Source organism: Delftia sp. PE138, assembly GCF_018320755.1.
GTDB classification, from domain to species: domain Bacteria; phylum Pseudomonadota; class Gammaproteobacteria; order Burkholderiales; family Burkholderiaceae_C; genus Comamonas; species Comamonas tsuruhatensis.
Window position 1 is genome coordinate 43,765 of sequence record NZ_JABEPN010000006.1, and the last position, 13,923, is coordinate 57,687.

Consider the following 13,923-nt stretch of genomic DNA (forward strand, 5'->3'; position numbering starts at 1 on the left):
ACGCGTCAAGCGGCACCGCAAGCCATTGCCTGGAATCGAGAGGGCGAAGGGCTATCTCAGCCCACTACATTGGGTAATCAAATACCTCAAGAGAACCTGAGATCGTGGTCGGTAAATAGTACCTTGTATACCGGAGAAAAATCATCGTCTGAATTTATCAGCGTGAAATCCATATTCATCAAAAGAACACTCTTTTCCAGAATGACAAATCCAGCCGATACTATCTTTTCAATTATTTGATTCAACAAATGATCGCACCCTGCCCCTGAAATCACCTGCCTGCCTGATTTATCAGAATTTTCCAGGATGGCCACATAATTTCCGACCCAGGAAATAAAAATCTCATAACAACCAATACTGCCGTTAATGTCAAGGCGATAGCACACATCATCGTTCACATCTGAATTGTCTTGTGCCTCAGCGATATGCTCAATCGATTCTTTCAGCGCACTGGCATCAAAAGATGGAACAGATAATTTAAAGTAATTGGGTTCACGCAATGAACCATATTTCACAAGAACCTGTTCCGCAATATCCTGGATAATTGTACTCATTGAGTCAACTCCCCTGAAGGGTGACTTTCTTCATTCCGCCCGTTTTATCCAGCAAAACAAGATCACGACAATATCCGGAATCTTCGTCAGGCAAATAAATATCAATCTTGAAATTCCTTGCCATAAAAGCAAAGATTGAATTCTCCACCACAACATCCTCTTCAAGATATACAGTGACCATTTTCATCCCTTGGAATTCATGAGAATCTTCAATCAGCAAAACAATTTTTACCTTTTGCTCCACGAGCGGCTCGTCTGAATCTATTGCACAAACATCACCAGGAGAAAGTTCCAAGGAACTCGCAAGATAACCGAGCAGTGCTGCTGCCTCATGAACGCCGTCTACAAGAAAATTATTCCAGATCATGAATTGAATCTCATCCAGATGGATTCTTAAATCATCTTCAGCCAACAGAAACCCAAGACACTCCTACAGATTCAACTCCTTTTCAAACAGAGATATCGCTTTCAACATCAGACACTCTGGTGCATCTTGGCAAATCAACAATACAAATCTCACGCAATTGAGCCCGGGAAATGCGCCATGAGCGAAGAATTCAACGGCATCCTCCAAGCTCTCGTTCAGGGAGATAGTGACAGCATCCATATCGCCGGCGTCCAGAATCAAGTCATCAATGATCTATTCCGCGTCGGAGTAGTCTCCCCACGTCGCAAAGAATTCACACCCGATCTCCAGCAACCTCGTTATTGCAAGATTGAATCCGGGGTCCTTACCCTTCCCCGTCACAACAAAACAGCCATGCGGAAGCGGACTGGATTGAATTTTGCCCGCATCGCAGGTTTTCGATACTACAAGCATGTTCTTCATGGGCGCATCTACATGTCCGACTGAACCCACTTCACCTCCGATGGGTGAATGGCAAAATTCGCCATCAGCTTGTTGATGGCAAAAACCGTCTCAACACTTCTGTCCACATAGATCGCTGTGCCTTTGGCCGGCGAATTCACGTAGAAATGAAAGAGGATGGTACCAACATCCTGATCCAAGGCATAGCAATAATGGCAGACATCCAGATCGTCGACATCTCTCACAAAATGCAGTCCGTGCTTTCTGGACAGCTCCGAAGGCCCATCAGACAACAGGATGACCGGCTTTGATTCGCCGCTGGGCCATGGATTATCTTCAGACATTGCCGCGTTTCCTTATCTGCCATGTTGCAATTGCTTGCCGTGGCGTGCTGTAGCCAACGACTTGCCCGCCACCGCCCGCAAACACTCCACCAGCAACCGCGTCGTCGCCGTCATCGGCTGGCCGCGCAGGGTGATCAGGCCCACGGGCGGCAGGTCGATGGGCACGGGCAGATCCAGCACGGCGACCAGCCCCTGCTGCGCGAAATGCTCGGCCACGCCGCGCGCCATGAAGGCCACGGCGCCGCGCTGGTGCAGGAAGCTGATCTGCGACAGGAATGAGGCGGACTCGACCAGATCAGCCGGAGGATGCAGGCCGTGGGCGAAGAACTGCTGCTCCAGCTTCACGCGCAGCGATGCCCAGGGCGGGGGCATGACGCAGGGCATGTCGGCCAGCGCCTGCCAGCTCGCAGGCTGCGCCAGCAACGCATGGCCGGGGCGCACGACGGCGACCATGGGCTCGTCGTACAGGGCTTCGGTCTCCAGGTCGGGCGAGGCATAGCCGGGTTCGAGCCGGCCCACGAACAGGTCCAGCTCGCCCATGCGCAGCTTGGGCAGCAGCCGCGTGAGATCGCCCTCCTCGACCAGCACCGTGGTCTGGGCCGATCGCGCCTTCAACTGCTCGACGGCCCGGGCCAGCAGCACGGGCGTGGCCACGACCATGGCGCCCACGCTGGTGCGCCCGCGCGTGCCGCTGGCCTCGGCCGCCATTTCATCGCGCGTGCGTTCGAAGCCCGCCAGCACCGAGCGCGCAAAGCGCACCATGCTGACCCCGGCCGCCGTGGGCTCGGTGCCGCGCGTGGAGCGCTCGAACAGCGTCATGTCCAGCATGCGCTCGATCTCGGCCAGGGTCTTGGAGACGGCGGGCTGGGTCACGGCCAGGAACTCGGCGGCGCGGCCCAGGTGGCGGAACTGGTCCAGCGCCACCAGCAGCTGCAGATGGCGCAGCTTGAGGTTGGAGCGCAGCACGCGGTCTATCTTGCTCATGGGGTCTTCATAGCTTTGAGGTTATGAAGCCAGTCTATCTTTTCATTGGATTGTCATGATCAGGCGCTGAACAATCGCGCCAGTCAGCCCAAGGCCCGGATCACAGGGCTGCAAAAAGCCAATACAGGAGACAAGCGATGAACACCCCACGCACACGCCATGCAAGCCGGCGCGAATTCGTGCTCGCCACCCTCGGCGCCAGCGCACTGGCCGCCACCGGACCTCTTTTCGCCCAGAGCTGGCCCGAACGCCCCATCACCTTCATCTGCCCCTGGCCTGCGGGCGGCACGGCCGACCAGTCCATGCGCGCGCTGTGCACCGTGGCCGGCAAGCTGCTGGGCCAGCCGATCGCGGTGGAGAACCGCGCGGGCGCCTCGGGAATGATCGGCGCCAAGGCGCTGGCCTCGGCCAGGGCGGACGGCTACACCATCGGCCAGATTCCCATCTCGGTCACGCGCTTTTCGCAACTGGGCAGCCTGCAGGCCGATCCGCGCAAGGACTACACCTACATCGCGCGCACCTCGGGCCAGACCTTCGGCATTGCCGTGCCCGCCCATTCGCCGCTCAAGACGCTCAAGGACTTCGTGGCCGCCGCCAAGGCCCGGCCTGGCCAGGTGACCTATGCCCATGCAGGCGTGGGCGGTGCCACGCATGTGGGCATGGAGGAATTTGCGGGCGTGGCCGGCATACAGCTCAACCATGTGCCCTACAAGGGCGGCGCCGAGGCACTGCAGGGCGTGCTGGGCGGCCATGTGGATGCGCTGGCCGACTCCAGCTCCTGGGCTCCCCATGCGGAGGCCGGCAAGCTGCGCCTGCTGGCCACCTGGGGCGAGCAGCGCACGGCGCGCTTCAAGGACGTGCCCACCCTGCGCGAATGCGGCTACGACGTGGTGGTCGATGCGCCCAACGGCATCGGCGCGCCGCGTGGCCTGGACCCGGCCGTGGCGGCCAGGCTGCGCGAGGCCTTCCGCGCCGCCGTGGCCAGCCCCGAGTTCAAGTCCGTGGCCGAGAAGCTGGACGCGCCGCTGCTGTACCTGGATGGCCCCGACTACGAGAAATACGTGAACACGGTCTACCAGAAGGAGACCGTGCTCATCGACAAGCTCAAGCTGCGCGAATTGATGAGGAGTTGACCCCCCCTGAGGCGCTTCGCGCCTTCCCCCAGGGGACGGCACCCTCACTGCGGGGCGGCGCGGCCGGCATAGGCCCTTGCTCGGTGCCCCTGGCTTGGGGCATGCCGCTTTCACATGCGTCTACCTGATGAAAGAACGCTCTCTTTTGACCTGGGGCTTGGCCCCTCCCGCAAATATCCGTCCATGAAAGCCCCGCATGTCCCGCACCGATAGCCCCCTGCTGCACCTGCATCCCAACGACAACGTGCTGGTCGCCAGGACCGCTCTGTCGCTGGGCCAGGAGATTCCCGAACTGGGCGTGCGCGCCCGCGCCCAGGTGCCTGCGGGCCACAAGATCGCCGCGCGCCGCATCGCAGAGGGCGAGCAGGTGAAGAAGTACGACACCGTGATCGGCGTGGCCACGCGTGAGCTGGAGGCCGGCGACTATGTGCACAGCCACAACCTGCGCATCGTGGACTACTACCGCGACCCGGCCTTCGGCGCCGACGTGCGGCCCGTGGACTATGTGCCCGAGGCGCAGCGCGCCAGCTTCCAGGGCTTTGTGCGCGCCGGCGGCGGCGTGGGCACGCGCAACTTCATCGGCATCCTGTCGTCGGTGAACTGCTCGGCCACGGTGATCAAGCGCATTGCCGCGCATTTCACGGCCGAGCGCATGGCGGCATTCCCCAACGTGGACGGCGTGGTGGCCTTCGCCCAGACCAGCGGCTGCGGCATGTCCTCGCCCAGCGAGCATTTCGACGTGCTGCGCCGCACGCTGGCCGGCTATGCGCGCCACCCCAACCTGGCCGGCGTGCTCATCGTGGGCCTGGGCTGCGAGCGCAACCAGGTCGATGCCCTCGTGGAGTCGCAGGGCCTGAGCGAAGGCCGGCTCATGCGCACCCTGGTGATGCAGGAGGTCGGCGGCACGCGCGTGACCACAGAGGCAGGCATCCGCGCCATCGAAGAGATGCTGCCCGAAGCCGATGCCGCGCGGCGCAGCACGGTCAGCGCCAGCCACCTGAAGATCGGGCTGGAGTGCGGCGGCTCGGACGGGTTTTCGGGCATCTCGGCCAACCCGGCCCTGGGCGCGGCCATGGACATCCTGGTGCGCCACGGCGGCACGGCCATCCTGTCGGAAACGCCCGAGATCCATGGCGTGGAATTCATGCTCACGCGCCGCGCCATCACGCCTGCCGTGGGGCAGAAGCTGCTGGACCGCCTGGCCTGGTGGGAGCGCTACGCGGCCGGCCAGAACGCGCAGTTCAACGGCGTGGTCGGCCACGGCAACCAGGCCGGCGGCCTGGCCAACATCTTCGAGAAATCGCTGGGCTCGGCCATGAAGGGTGGCACCACGCCGCTGCGCGCCGTCTACGAATATGCCGAGCCCATCACCGAGCCGGGCTTTGTGTTCATGGACTCGCCGGGCTACGACCCCGTGGCCTCCACGGGCCAGATTGCCAGCGGCGCGCACCTGATCTGCTTCACCACGGGGCGCGGCTCCATGTTCGGCAGCAAGCCCGCGCCCACCATCAAGCTGGCCAGCAACACGCCCATGTACCGGCGACTGGAGGAAGACATGGACATCAACTGCGGCCTGATCGTGGACGGCGAATGCGGCGTGCCCGAGATGGGGCAGCGCATCTTCGCGCAGATCCTGCGCCACGCCAGCGGCGAGCCCACCAAGAGCGAGGCCCTGGGCCTGGGCGACCATGAGTTCGTGCCCTGGCACCTGGGCATCGTGAGCTGAGCCGCCCCTTACAACACCTGCATCCACCGACTCCATGCCACTGACCCTGACCCGCCCCGAGCTGCTGCGCAGCGCCAACTTCATCGCCGGCCAATGGGCGACCGCGACTACCACTGCGACTGCCACGCCCGCCGCTCCCGCCCCGCGCCTGGCCGTGACCGACCCCGCCACGGGCGCACTGATCACCGAGGTGCCCGACTCCGGCGCCGCCGAGGCCCGCGCCGCGCTGGACGCCGCACATGCCGCCTTCCCCGCCTGGCGCAAGACGCCCGCCAAACAGCGCGCCGCCATCATCAAGCGCTGGAACGACCTGGTGCTGGCCCACCAGGACGACCTGGGCCGCCTCATCAGCCGCGAGCAGGGCAAGCCCCTGGCCGAGGGCAAGGGCGAGGTCGCCTACGCGGCCAGCTACATCGAATGGTTTGCCGAAGAGGCCACGCGCATGAACGGCGAGATCATTCCCGCACCCGTGCCGGGCCGGCGCATGTTTGCGCTGCGCGAGCCCGTGGGCGTGGTGGCCGCCATCACGCCCTGGAACTTTCCTGCCGCCATGATCGCCCGCAAGATCGCGCCCGCGCTGGCCGCCGGCTGCACCGTGGTCTGCAAGCCCGCGGAAGACACGCCGCTGACCTCGCTGGCCCTGGTGCTGCTGGCCCAGGAGGCAGGCGTGCCGGCCGGCGTGCTCAACATCGTCACGGCCTCGCGCGAGAAGACGCCCGAGGTGGTGGATGTCTGGCTGAACGACGCGCGCGTGCGCAAGATCACCTTCACGGGATCCACGCCCGTGGGCAAGCACCTGGCGCGGCGCAGCGCCAACACGCTCAAGAAGCTCTCGCTGGAGCTGGGCGGCAATGCGCCCTTCATCGTCTTCGAGGATGCCGACATCGATGCCGCCGTCGACGGCTTCATGGCCGCCAAGTTCCGCAATGGCGGCCAGACCTGCGTCTGCCCCAACCGCGTCTTCGTGCACCGCAGCGTGCACGACGTGTTTGCACAGAAGCTGGCCGCGCGCGTGGCCGCGCTGCACGTGGGCCCGGCCAGCGACCCGGCCTCGCAGATCGGCCCCATGATCAATGCGCGCGCCGTGGAAAAGATCGAGCGCCATGTGCAGGACGCCGTGGCGCGCGGCGCCAGGGTGCTCACGGGCGGCAGGCGCCTGGATGCCCTGGGCGCCAACTACTACGCGCCCACCGTGCTCACGGGCGCCGATGCCTCCATGGCCTGCGCCTGCGAGGAAACCTTCGGCCCCGTGGCGCCGCTCACCGTCTTCGACAGCGAGGACGAGGTCATCGCCGCCGCCAACGACACGCCCTTCGGCCTGGCCGCCTACTTCTACAGCAATGACGCACGCCGCATCTGGCGCATGGCCGATGCATTGGAGACCGGCATCGTCGGCATCAACGAAGGCGCACTGGCCGCCGAGGCAGCGCCCTTCGGCGGCGTCAAGGAGTCGGGCTACGGCCGCGAGGGCTCCACCCACGGCCTGGACGACTACCTGCACACCAAGTACGTCTGCCAGGGCCTGCTGGACTGAATCTTTCCCTCAACGAAATCACCGGACACCATGCCAGCCCATAACCCCTTCAAGACCGCCCTGGCCGCAGGCCAGCCCCGCATCGGCCTGTGGCTGTCCATGGCCGACCCCTACCTGGCCGAGGCGGCCGCCACCTGCGGCTATGACTGGCTGCTGATCGACGGCGAGCACGCGCCCAACGACGTGCGCAGCACCCTGGCCGCGCTGCAGGCCGTGGCCCCGCACCCGGCCCAGGCCGTGGTGCGCGTGGTCGAAGGCAGCACGGCCCTGATCAAGCAGATGCTGGACATAGGCGCCACCACCTTGCTCGTGCCCATGGTGGACACGGCCGAACAGGCGCGCGCCGTGGTGGCCGCCACGCGCTACCCGCCGCTGGGCGTGCGCGGCGTGGGCAGCGCCGTGGGCCGCGCATCGCAGTGGAGCGCACGCGCCGACTACCTGCAGGTGGCCGACGACGAGATCTGCCTGCTGGTGCAGGCCGAGACCGTGGCCGCGCTGCACAACCTTGAAGCCATCTGCGCGGTGGACGGCGTGCACGGCGTCTTCATCGGCCCCGCCGACCTGGCCGCCTCCATGGGCCACCGCGGCAACCCCGGCCACCCCGAAGTGCAGGCCGCCATCGAGGGCGCGATGAAGACCATCATCGCCAGCGGCAAGGCGGCCGGCACCCTGACCTCGGACCCCGCCCTGGCCCGCCGCTACCTGGACCTGGGCTGCAGCTTCGTGGCCGTGGGCGTGGATGTGCTGCTGTTTGCGAATGCGGCGCGAAGGCTGCGGGGGCAGTTCGATGATTCGCCGGTGGCCGAGCCTGTGCAGCGCCTCGGGGCTGCGTATTGAGAACATGGGGCGGCACAGGCGCGGGTCACTCGCCTGTCATGATTTTCATGAATCCATCGTGATCCACGGGGCCTGAGCCATCCGAGTCAATCTCCGCAATCAGCTCGTCAAGCTCCTCCTCCGTGAGTTGGTCCCCTAAAACTTTCCTCAAGTCTGTAATAGGAGTGAAGGCAACGCCATTTTTGTCATAAAGACGGTACGCTTCCCGAAGATCTTTGGCGTCACCAGGAACGGGCAGCACCATCATTGCACAAGCAAAAGGCAGCAATACCGTATATCTAGTCTGTGCAACGATGTTTATCTTCCGCATCAAGGCAACCCAGCCACCCATTGCTTTATTAAATTGATTCATGAAACACTCCATTCATTGAAAATATGAAAAGAGGCATATTCATTCAAGGCGCACACAGGTTCTGCACAAACGCATGCGTATCCTGCCCCGAGCCCGTCTCGCTGCCGCCCGTCAGATAGCAGCCGTCCTGGCTGAGCGCAATGGCACCGCTGTTCTTGCCGCCAGGCAGCGTGCCCAGGTCCACCGATCCTCCGGCCAGGGTCCACTTGAACGCATGGCGCGTACCGTCGCCCATCTCGCTGCTGCCCACCACATTGCCGTTGTCGCCTATGTCCGACACCGAGGCATGCATGCCACCGGTTGGCGCGGGGATGTCGGTGCGCACATTGGTCGTGGTGTCCCAGTGGAAGGGAACGGGATCGCCGTTGGTGTTGCTGTACTTGCCGATGACCCGGCCATTGGCGTTCAGCGTCTTGGCACTGCTGCGCTGCGCGCCCGTGGACAACACCAGCGGCGCCGAAGCCGGATTGCTCCACAGCACGGCATGACCGCCCTGTGCACCAAAATCACAATGGCCCAGAATGCGCGAGTTCACCACCTGGGAAGCGCGGCAGTGCAGCGCATCGGCAGGCAGCGGCAGCGCGGCGGAGGCGTAGGTTCCCAGCAGCCCCGGGGACCACAGCACGGGCTGGGGCCGGCCGCTGGAGCCGGGACAGTTGCCGACGATATTGGGCATCGTCGGATTCACGGAATGGTCGTCCACATCGGCGGGCACGCAGTTCGTGGCAACCAGGCCCAGCAGGCCGGCCGGCAGCGTGCGTGCCGTGGTTTCGTTGTTGCGCCACATCACCGGCAAGGCCGTGTTGTCGGCATTGAGGCTGACACCCGCGACCGCGCCACTCTGGCTGAGCGCGGTCACCTTGGTGCGCACACCGCCCGCCAACGCCTGCAAAGCCTGTACCGTGGTGGGGGCCGTGGCATTCCAGACCACGCCCGTTGACAGCGAATTGCTGTTCATGCACCACCCGACCAGACGGCCCACATTGGTGATGGCGCCTGCCACGCAATTGCGACCATCGACCAGATGTGCCAGATCCACCGCGCTGCCGGGCGCCAGGGCAACAAAGCCCGAGGCAGATCCATTGGCCTCTGCACAGGCGCCCACCACATATCCGGAATTATTGACATCCAGGCCTGCGCACTGCGGACCCGAGGCAGTCCCTATATCCTGCATGGGTCCTGCCTGAGCCATACTGGAGGCAAGCATCAAGCCGCCAGTCAAAACCAGAGGGAAATAAAATGCCGGAACAGTCATACGCATTCTCCCGCCAAAGAACCACAGTTTGACAACACGAATCGAACTTGTTTCTGACTGATGGATTGAAATCAGATGCTGAATATTGATATTCAATCACGCAGCGATCTCTGCGCACAAATATGTGATTGTTATTGATAAATCACAATTAATAGGAGGTCCGCACCATTTGCATGCTCAGCAATGGGGCGGGGCCCGCAAGGGGCCCCGCCGTGTGATTCACTCAAAGGAAAACAGGAAAAAGCGAAGGGAAAGACCTGCCCGCTCAGCCCAGCAGCAGCCAAGTCCCCAATCCTGCGGCAGCAGCCACAATCGCCACACGCCGCGCGAACTGCGGCGCATAGGTCAGCAGCAGGCCCAGGGCCAGCGCGGCAAAGGTGAGCAGGCCCAGCCAGGCGGCCACGGCCACCGAGGCATTCCAGCGCAGCAGGCAAGGCGCCAGCGATAGGGCCAGCAGCGCGTAGCCGGCCAGCCGCCAGGCCTTCAGGCGCGCGGGCGCCAGGCCTTCGGTGCCCAGTTGGTCCTGGTGCCGGTCCATGGAAGCGGCGACGACGGCAAAGCCTGCAAAGGCCAGAAAAAAGGCGGCAAGAATCATCATGACGCGCGCTCCAGCGTGGGGGCATGGCTGGCGGCACGGGCTTGCGTGCGGGGGGCTGCAGGCGCTGCAGCCGCTGCCGGCTTGCCGCGCAGCAGCCACCAGGCCACCACGCCGTGGATGGCGGCCAGGCCCAGCATCAGCAACTCGAAGCTGGCGATGCTCCACTGCCCGTTGGCCATGGTCTGCACCAGCGATGCGCCGCCCGTCAGCAGGTTGAGCAGGGGCAGCAGCGCATACAGCACGGCGGCCAGCGCCATCTGCTGCAGCCAGGCATTGCGGTGAGAGACCCGCAGCGGATGCAGCAGGCACAGCAGCCAGATCAGGAAGAAGCCGTTGATCTCCCAATCACTGCGCGCCTGCATGGGCACGGGCAGCAGGCGGTTGAGCCAGAAGAAGCCGGCCACGGCCACCGACAGGCCCGCGATGGAGCCCACGTTGAGCACCTCCACCAGACGGTGGCCGAAGGGCGTGCGGCCCAGCTTGCGGCGCTCGGGCATGCGCTTGACCACCCACAGCACCATGCCGGACGCGGCCATGAAGGTGCCGACCACGCCGCTGAGCATCAGCAGCCAGCGCATGGCCGGCTCGGCAAAGCGGCCCAGGTGCACGCCGGTGATCACGTTGCTGGTGGCGCGCACCCAGGAGATGGCGGGCGCCTCGGGGCTGGCCTGCAACTGGCCGGTCACGCCGTCGAAGCGCAGCGTCTCGGACTGGCCGCGGTTGATGAGGCTCATGCCGCCGCCTTCGCGCAGCTCGACCACCGCGCGCGAGGTGCCGGGCGCGTTGACGGTGATGCTGCCCACGCCGTGCTCGGGCCAGCGGCGCGCGCCCTCGGCCAGCATGGGCGCGATATCGGCCAGCGCGGCGGCCTGGCGCTCCTGTTTGCCACCGCGCGCGCCCGGGCCCTGGTTGGCCGCCTGACCGCGCGCACCCCGCACATCGGCGAAGTAGGCATTGGTGTCGCCTTTGTAGGCCGCCTGTATGCCCCAGGGCATGAGCATGAACATCAGCAGCACCAGGCCGCTGAAGGTGATGACGATGTGAAACGGCAATGCCAGCACGGCCGTGGCGTTGTGCGCATCCAGCCAGGAGCGCTGGCCCTTGCGCGGGCGGAAGGTGAAGAAGTCCGTGAAGATCTTCTTGTGCGTGATCACGCCCGTGATGATGGCCACGAACATCAGCATGGTGGCGAAGCCCACGATCCAGCGGCCCCAGATGCGCGGCATGGCGTGCAGCTCGAAGTGGAAGCGGTAGAAGAAGTTGCCGGCGCGTGTCTCGCGCGGCTCCAGCTTCTCGCCCGTGGCGGCGTCGATCTCGGCGCGCTTGGTGCCTGCGCGGCCCGTGGCGGCGCCGGGCTCGCGCCAGGATGCGGCCACGGCCACCTGGCGCGGGCCGGGCAGGCCCAGCGTCCAGGTCGTGGCTTCCGGCGCGATGCGCTGCATGGCCTCCAGTGCGCGCTGCGCGGTGTCGGGGTCCTGCACCGAGCCGTGCAGCTCGGGCCGCATCCAGTCGTTGATCTCGTCGCGGAAATAGCTCAGGGTGCCCGTGAAGAACACCGCGTAGAGCAGCCAGCCCAGCAGCAGGCCGCTCCAGGTGTGCAGCCAGGACATGGACTGGCGCAGTCCCTCGGGTTTGCCGTCTACCCTCATGCGGCGGCTCCGTTCGACAGCATCCAGGCCAGAAGTCCCAGGCCCGCGCCCGGCAGGCCGATCACGGCCCAGGCGCGCCAGGCGCTGGCGCAGCCAAAGGCCCACATGGCCGCCACGGCGTAGATGATGAACGCCAGCAGGGTCGAGCCCAGCGCCGCATCGGCCCGTTCCACGCCCAGCCAGACCATGGCGCGCGCGCCCGTGGCGGCGCAGGCGGCCGACAGCAGATAGCCGCCGCCGATCGCCGCCAAGGCGCGCGAGGCCACGGCCACGTGGTAGCGCAGCAGGGATGGAGAGGACCCTCCCGGGGTCGAGGCTTGCATGGGGATGACCTTTCTTGCGGATCGTTGCCCGTCATGGACGCCGCGGCCGCTGCAGACACCACGCGCAGGCCCGGACGGACAAAGGCGCCACAACAGTTCAAGGTCTGTGCGGCGCCGGGCGTTGGCCGCGCGCCTGGAGCACGCCGCCTTTCAAAGAGCGGGAATGATAATGATTTTTATTACCCGAGTCATTTAAAGAAATGCAAAGCCGGCCTGCTGCCACCGGCCCCGACCATCCCCCTGGCGCCTGTTCCCCTATCGCGCCCGCCCCGCCAGCCAGCGCCCGCCGAACTGGTTGATCACCATGCCCGCCAGCACGGCCAGCGTGCCCATCCACTGCATGAAGGTAGGCCGCTCGCCCAGCAGCAGCATGGCCGAGACCAGGCCCACCACGGGCACCATCAGAGACAGCGGCGCCACCGTGCCGGCCGCATAGCGCTGCAGCAGGCGCGTCCACAGGCCGTAGCCCAGCAGCGTGGCCAGCAGCGCCAGGTACAGGATGGAGGCCACGGCGGTCAGGTCGATCCCCGCCAGTTGCTGCACGACCGTATCCGCGCCATCGGTCCAGACGGCCAGGGCCATCAGCGGCGCGATGGGGAAGATGCTGCTCCAGACGATGAAGGGGAAAGGCTCGTAGGGGCCGCTGCGCGCCGCATAGCGCGTGATCATGTTGGACACGGCCCACATGCAGGCTGCGCCCACGGTCAGCAAAAAGCCGGCCAGCGTCATGGCGTTGTCGCCCTCGCCATGGGCGCTGCCAATGGCAACCAGCCCGCCCAGCGATACCACCAGACCCAGCCAATGCCACAGGCGCGCGGGCTCGCCCAGCAGGAAGGCGGCCAGCAGCAGCGTGACGAAGGCCTGCGTCTGCAGCACCACCGAGGCCATGCCCGCCGGCATGCCCAGCTTCAGGCCCAGGAACAGCATGCCGAACTGGCCCACGCCCTGCACCAACCCATAGGCGGCCAGATAGCGCCAGCCCACCGACTTGGGCGGGCGCACGAACAGCAAAAAGGGCAGCGACGCCACCACGAAGCGCAGCGCGCTCAGCAGCATGGGCGACAGCGTCAGCAGACCGAACTTCATGGCCACGAAGTTGGTGCCCCAGATCAGGATGACCAGCAGCGCACGCGCCCAGTCGCCACGGCTCAGGTGCTGCGCGGTCATGCCCTGCCCTCGGTGCAGCGGGGCCTGCAATGGTCAGGGACAGCGGCCGGCAGCACCGGCAAGGAACAGGAAGAAGGCATGGCGGGCAATGGGCAAAAAGAAAAGGGGCGGATCACATCCGCCCCCGGCGTTTGTACCACCGCAGCCCGTGCGCTGCCGGGCGGCCGTGGCTCGGCCCTGCGTTTCAGTCCGCCGCGTAGTCGATGGGATCGTGGGCATGCTGGCGCCCCAGCGCGCCGGCCATGGCCAGCATGAAGGCCAGGCCGCGCCGCACATCAGGCTCGCGTGCCATGCGCATCAGGCCGATCAGGGTGGGCGTTTCCTCCATGGCCTGCACCTGGGCCGCCGCCATGCGCGCGGCATTGCCCGCGGCCCAGGCCCCGCCCACGCCATCCTCGAAGGCCTTGGCGACCTTCTCGACCATGTAGTCGTCTGCCATGTCCACCAGGTCCGCCGTGGCCGACAGCAGATCGACCACGCGGTTCAGGCGCCGGCCCACCAGCAGCGGCTCCAGCTTGCCCATCAGTTCGGCCAGCCCCTGCAGCGCGGCGTCGTCCTGCAGCAGGCCGCCGGCGGCGGGCTGCGCCACGGGAATGTCGGAAGCGATGTTCATCTCGGTGCTCCTTGTCTTCGTGCTTGGAATGACAATGCAAAGGCCA

Annotated in this window: 16 protein-coding genes; 5 read left to right on the top strand and 11 right to left on the bottom strand. The window is 65.1% G+C overall.

Features of this window, described 5'->3' with window-relative positions:
• Positions 1-86: 86 nt before the first annotated feature.
• Together HFGMBDPB_RS20095 and HFGMBDPB_RS20100 are read right to left on the bottom strand one after the other, a co-directional pair.
• Positions 87-554 (bottom strand): hypothetical protein, encoded by a 468-nt coding sequence (locus HFGMBDPB_RS20095; RefSeq protein WP_212646094.1) that lies wholly within the window; start codon positions 552-554, stop codon positions 87-89.
• A gap of 4 nt (positions 555-558) precedes the next feature.
• Positions 559-966 carry a hypothetical protein gene (locus HFGMBDPB_RS20100; RefSeq protein ID WP_212646095.1) on the bottom strand — a complete coding sequence of 136 codons (408 nt, stop codon included), beginning with the start codon at positions 964-966 and terminating at the stop codon, positions 559-561.
• Positions 967-1,098: 132 nt separating this feature from the next.
• On the opposite strand from HFGMBDPB_RS20100, the gene HFGMBDPB_RS20105 reads away from it, so the two are divergent.
• On the top strand, positions 1,099-1,407 hold the full coding sequence (locus HFGMBDPB_RS20105; RefSeq protein WP_212646096.1) for a hypothetical protein: 309 nt from the start codon (positions 1,099-1,101) through the stop codon (positions 1,405-1,407).
• On the opposite strand, the gene HFGMBDPB_RS20110 is transcribed toward HFGMBDPB_RS20105, so the two are convergent.
• Positions 1,392-1,706, bottom strand: coding sequence for a hypothetical protein (locus tag HFGMBDPB_RS20110; RefSeq protein ID WP_212646097.1), 315 nt, complete (start codon positions 1,704-1,706; stop codon positions 1,392-1,394). The genes HFGMBDPB_RS20105 and HFGMBDPB_RS20110 overlap by 16 nt on opposite strands.
• A 12-nt stretch (positions 1,707-1,718) precedes the next feature.
• Positions 1,719-2,690 (bottom strand): LysR substrate-binding domain-containing protein, encoded by a 972-nt coding sequence (locus tag HFGMBDPB_RS20115; RefSeq protein ID WP_212646098.1) that lies wholly within the window; start codon positions 2,688-2,690, stop codon positions 1,719-1,721.
• Between the two features lie 137 nt (positions 2,691-2,827).
• Between HFGMBDPB_RS20115 and HFGMBDPB_RS20120 the strand changes: the two genes are divergently transcribed.
• From HFGMBDPB_RS20120 to hpaI, 4 genes are all read left to right on the top strand, one after another.
• Positions 2,828-3,823, top strand: coding sequence for a Bug family tripartite tricarboxylate transporter substrate binding protein (locus tag HFGMBDPB_RS20120; RefSeq protein WP_212646099.1), 996 nt, complete (start codon positions 2,828-2,830; stop codon positions 3,821-3,823).
• Positions 3,824-4,019: 196 nt separating this feature from the next.
• Positions 4,020-5,549, top strand: a complete 1,530-nt coding sequence (locus HFGMBDPB_RS20125) for a UxaA family hydrolase (protein WP_212646100.1) — start codon at positions 4,020-4,022, stop codon at positions 5,547-5,549.
• A 34-nt stretch (positions 5,550-5,583) separates the two neighbouring features.
• Positions 5,584-7,083: an NAD-dependent succinate-semialdehyde dehydrogenase gene (locus HFGMBDPB_RS20130; protein WP_212646101.1), complete on the top strand. Its 1,500-nt coding sequence runs from the start codon at positions 5,584-5,586 to the stop codon at positions 7,081-7,083.
• A gap of 30 nt (positions 7,084-7,113) precedes the next feature.
• Positions 7,114-7,920 (top strand): 4-hydroxy-2-oxoheptanedioate aldolase, encoded by an 807-nt coding sequence (gene hpaI, locus HFGMBDPB_RS20135; RefSeq protein ID WP_212646102.1) that lies wholly within the window; start codon positions 7,114-7,116, stop codon positions 7,918-7,920.
• A gap of 25 nt (positions 7,921-7,945) precedes the next feature.
• Here hpaI and HFGMBDPB_RS20140 read toward each other — a convergent pair whose 3' ends face one another.
• From HFGMBDPB_RS20140 to HFGMBDPB_RS20170, 7 genes are all read right to left on the bottom strand, one after another.
• On the bottom strand, positions 7,946-8,272 hold the full coding sequence (locus tag HFGMBDPB_RS20140) for an EF-hand domain-containing protein (RefSeq protein WP_128422775.1): 327 nt from the start codon (positions 8,270-8,272) through the stop codon (positions 7,946-7,948).
• A gap of 43 nt (positions 8,273-8,315) precedes the next feature.
• Positions 8,316-9,446 carry an HAF repeat-containing protein gene (locus tag HFGMBDPB_RS20145; RefSeq protein ID WP_249343575.1) on the bottom strand — a complete coding sequence of 377 codons (1,131 nt, stop codon included), beginning with the start codon at positions 9,444-9,446 and terminating at the stop codon, positions 8,316-8,318.
• A gap of 346 nt (positions 9,447-9,792) precedes the next feature.
• A complete protein-coding gene (locus tag HFGMBDPB_RS20150) occupies positions 9,793-10,125 on the bottom strand; it encodes a DUF3325 family protein (protein ID WP_212646104.1) in 333 nt (110 codons plus the stop codon).
• On the bottom strand, positions 10,122-11,774 hold the full coding sequence (locus HFGMBDPB_RS20155) for a PepSY-associated TM helix domain-containing protein (protein ID WP_212646105.1): 1,653 nt from the start codon (positions 11,772-11,774) through the stop codon (positions 10,122-10,124). Before HFGMBDPB_RS20155 ends, HFGMBDPB_RS20150 begins: the two co-directional genes overlap by 4 nt.
• Positions 11,771-12,097 carry a DUF3649 domain-containing protein gene (locus tag HFGMBDPB_RS20160; RefSeq protein ID WP_212646106.1) on the bottom strand — a complete coding sequence of 109 codons (327 nt, stop codon included), beginning with the start codon at positions 12,095-12,097 and terminating at the stop codon, positions 11,771-11,773. Before HFGMBDPB_RS20160 ends, HFGMBDPB_RS20155 begins: the two co-directional genes overlap by 4 nt.
• Positions 12,098-12,352: 255 nt before the next feature.
• Positions 12,353-13,264: an O-acetylserine/cysteine exporter gene (locus HFGMBDPB_RS20165; RefSeq protein ID WP_013803501.1), complete on the bottom strand. Its 912-nt coding sequence runs from the start codon at positions 13,262-13,264 to the stop codon at positions 12,353-12,355.
• 184 nt (positions 13,265-13,448) lie between these two features.
• The gene (locus HFGMBDPB_RS20170; protein WP_016453818.1) at positions 13,449-13,877 is read right to left on the bottom strand and encodes a helical membrane plugin domain-containing protein; all 429 of its coding nucleotides are present in this window, start codon (positions 13,875-13,877) and stop codon (positions 13,449-13,451) included.
• Between the last annotated feature and the right edge of the window lie 46 nt (positions 13,878-13,923).

Coding starts and splice junctions, on each gene's coding strand:
- HFGMBDPB_RS20095 (WP_212646094.1), bottom strand. CDS start 554: ATGAGTACAATTATCCAGGATATTGCGGAACAGGTTCTTGTGAAATAT.
- HFGMBDPB_RS20105 (WP_212646096.1), top strand. CDS start 1,099: ATGAGCGAAGAATTCAACGGCATCCTCCAAGCTCTCGTTCAGGGAGAT.
- HFGMBDPB_RS20110 (WP_212646097.1), bottom strand. CDS start 1,706: ATGTCTGAAGATAATCCATGGCCCAGCGGCGAATCAAAGCCGGTCATC.
- HFGMBDPB_RS20115 (WP_212646098.1), bottom strand. CDS start 2,690: ATGAGCAAGATAGACCGCGTGCTGCGCTCCAACCTCAAGCTGCGCCAT.
- HFGMBDPB_RS20120 (WP_212646099.1), top strand. CDS start 2,828: ATGAACACCCCACGCACACGCCATGCAAGCCGGCGCGAATTCGTGCTC.
- HFGMBDPB_RS20125 (WP_212646100.1), top strand. CDS start 4,020: ATGTCCCGCACCGATAGCCCCCTGCTGCACCTGCATCCCAACGACAAC.
- HFGMBDPB_RS20130 (WP_212646101.1), top strand. CDS start 5,584: ATGCCACTGACCCTGACCCGCCCCGAGCTGCTGCGCAGCGCCAACTTC.
- hpaI (WP_212646102.1), top strand. CDS start 7,114: ATGCCAGCCCATAACCCCTTCAAGACCGCCCTGGCCGCAGGCCAGCCC.
- HFGMBDPB_RS20140 (WP_128422775.1), bottom strand. CDS start 8,272: ATGAATCAATTTAATAAAGCAATGGGTGGCTGGGTTGCCTTGATGCGG.
- HFGMBDPB_RS20145 (WP_249343575.1), bottom strand. CDS start 9,446: ATGCAGGATATAGGGACTGCCTCGGGTCCGCAGTGCGCAGGCCTGGAT.
- HFGMBDPB_RS20150 (WP_212646104.1), bottom strand. CDS start 10,125: ATGATGATTCTTGCCGCCTTTTTTCTGGCCTTTGCAGGCTTTGCCGTC.
- HFGMBDPB_RS20155 (WP_212646105.1), bottom strand. CDS start 11,774: ATGAGGGTAGACGGCAAACCCGAGGGACTGCGCCAGTCCATGTCCTGG.
- HFGMBDPB_RS20160 (WP_212646106.1), bottom strand. CDS start 12,097: ATGCAAGCCTCGACCCCGGGAGGGTCCTCTCCATCCCTGCTGCGCTAC.
- HFGMBDPB_RS20165 (WP_013803501.1), bottom strand. CDS start 13,264: ATGACCGCGCAGCACCTGAGCCGTGGCGACTGGGCGCGTGCGCTGCTG.
- HFGMBDPB_RS20170 (WP_016453818.1), bottom strand. CDS start 13,877: ATGAACATCGCTTCCGACATTCCCGTGGCGCAGCCCGCCGCCGGCGGC.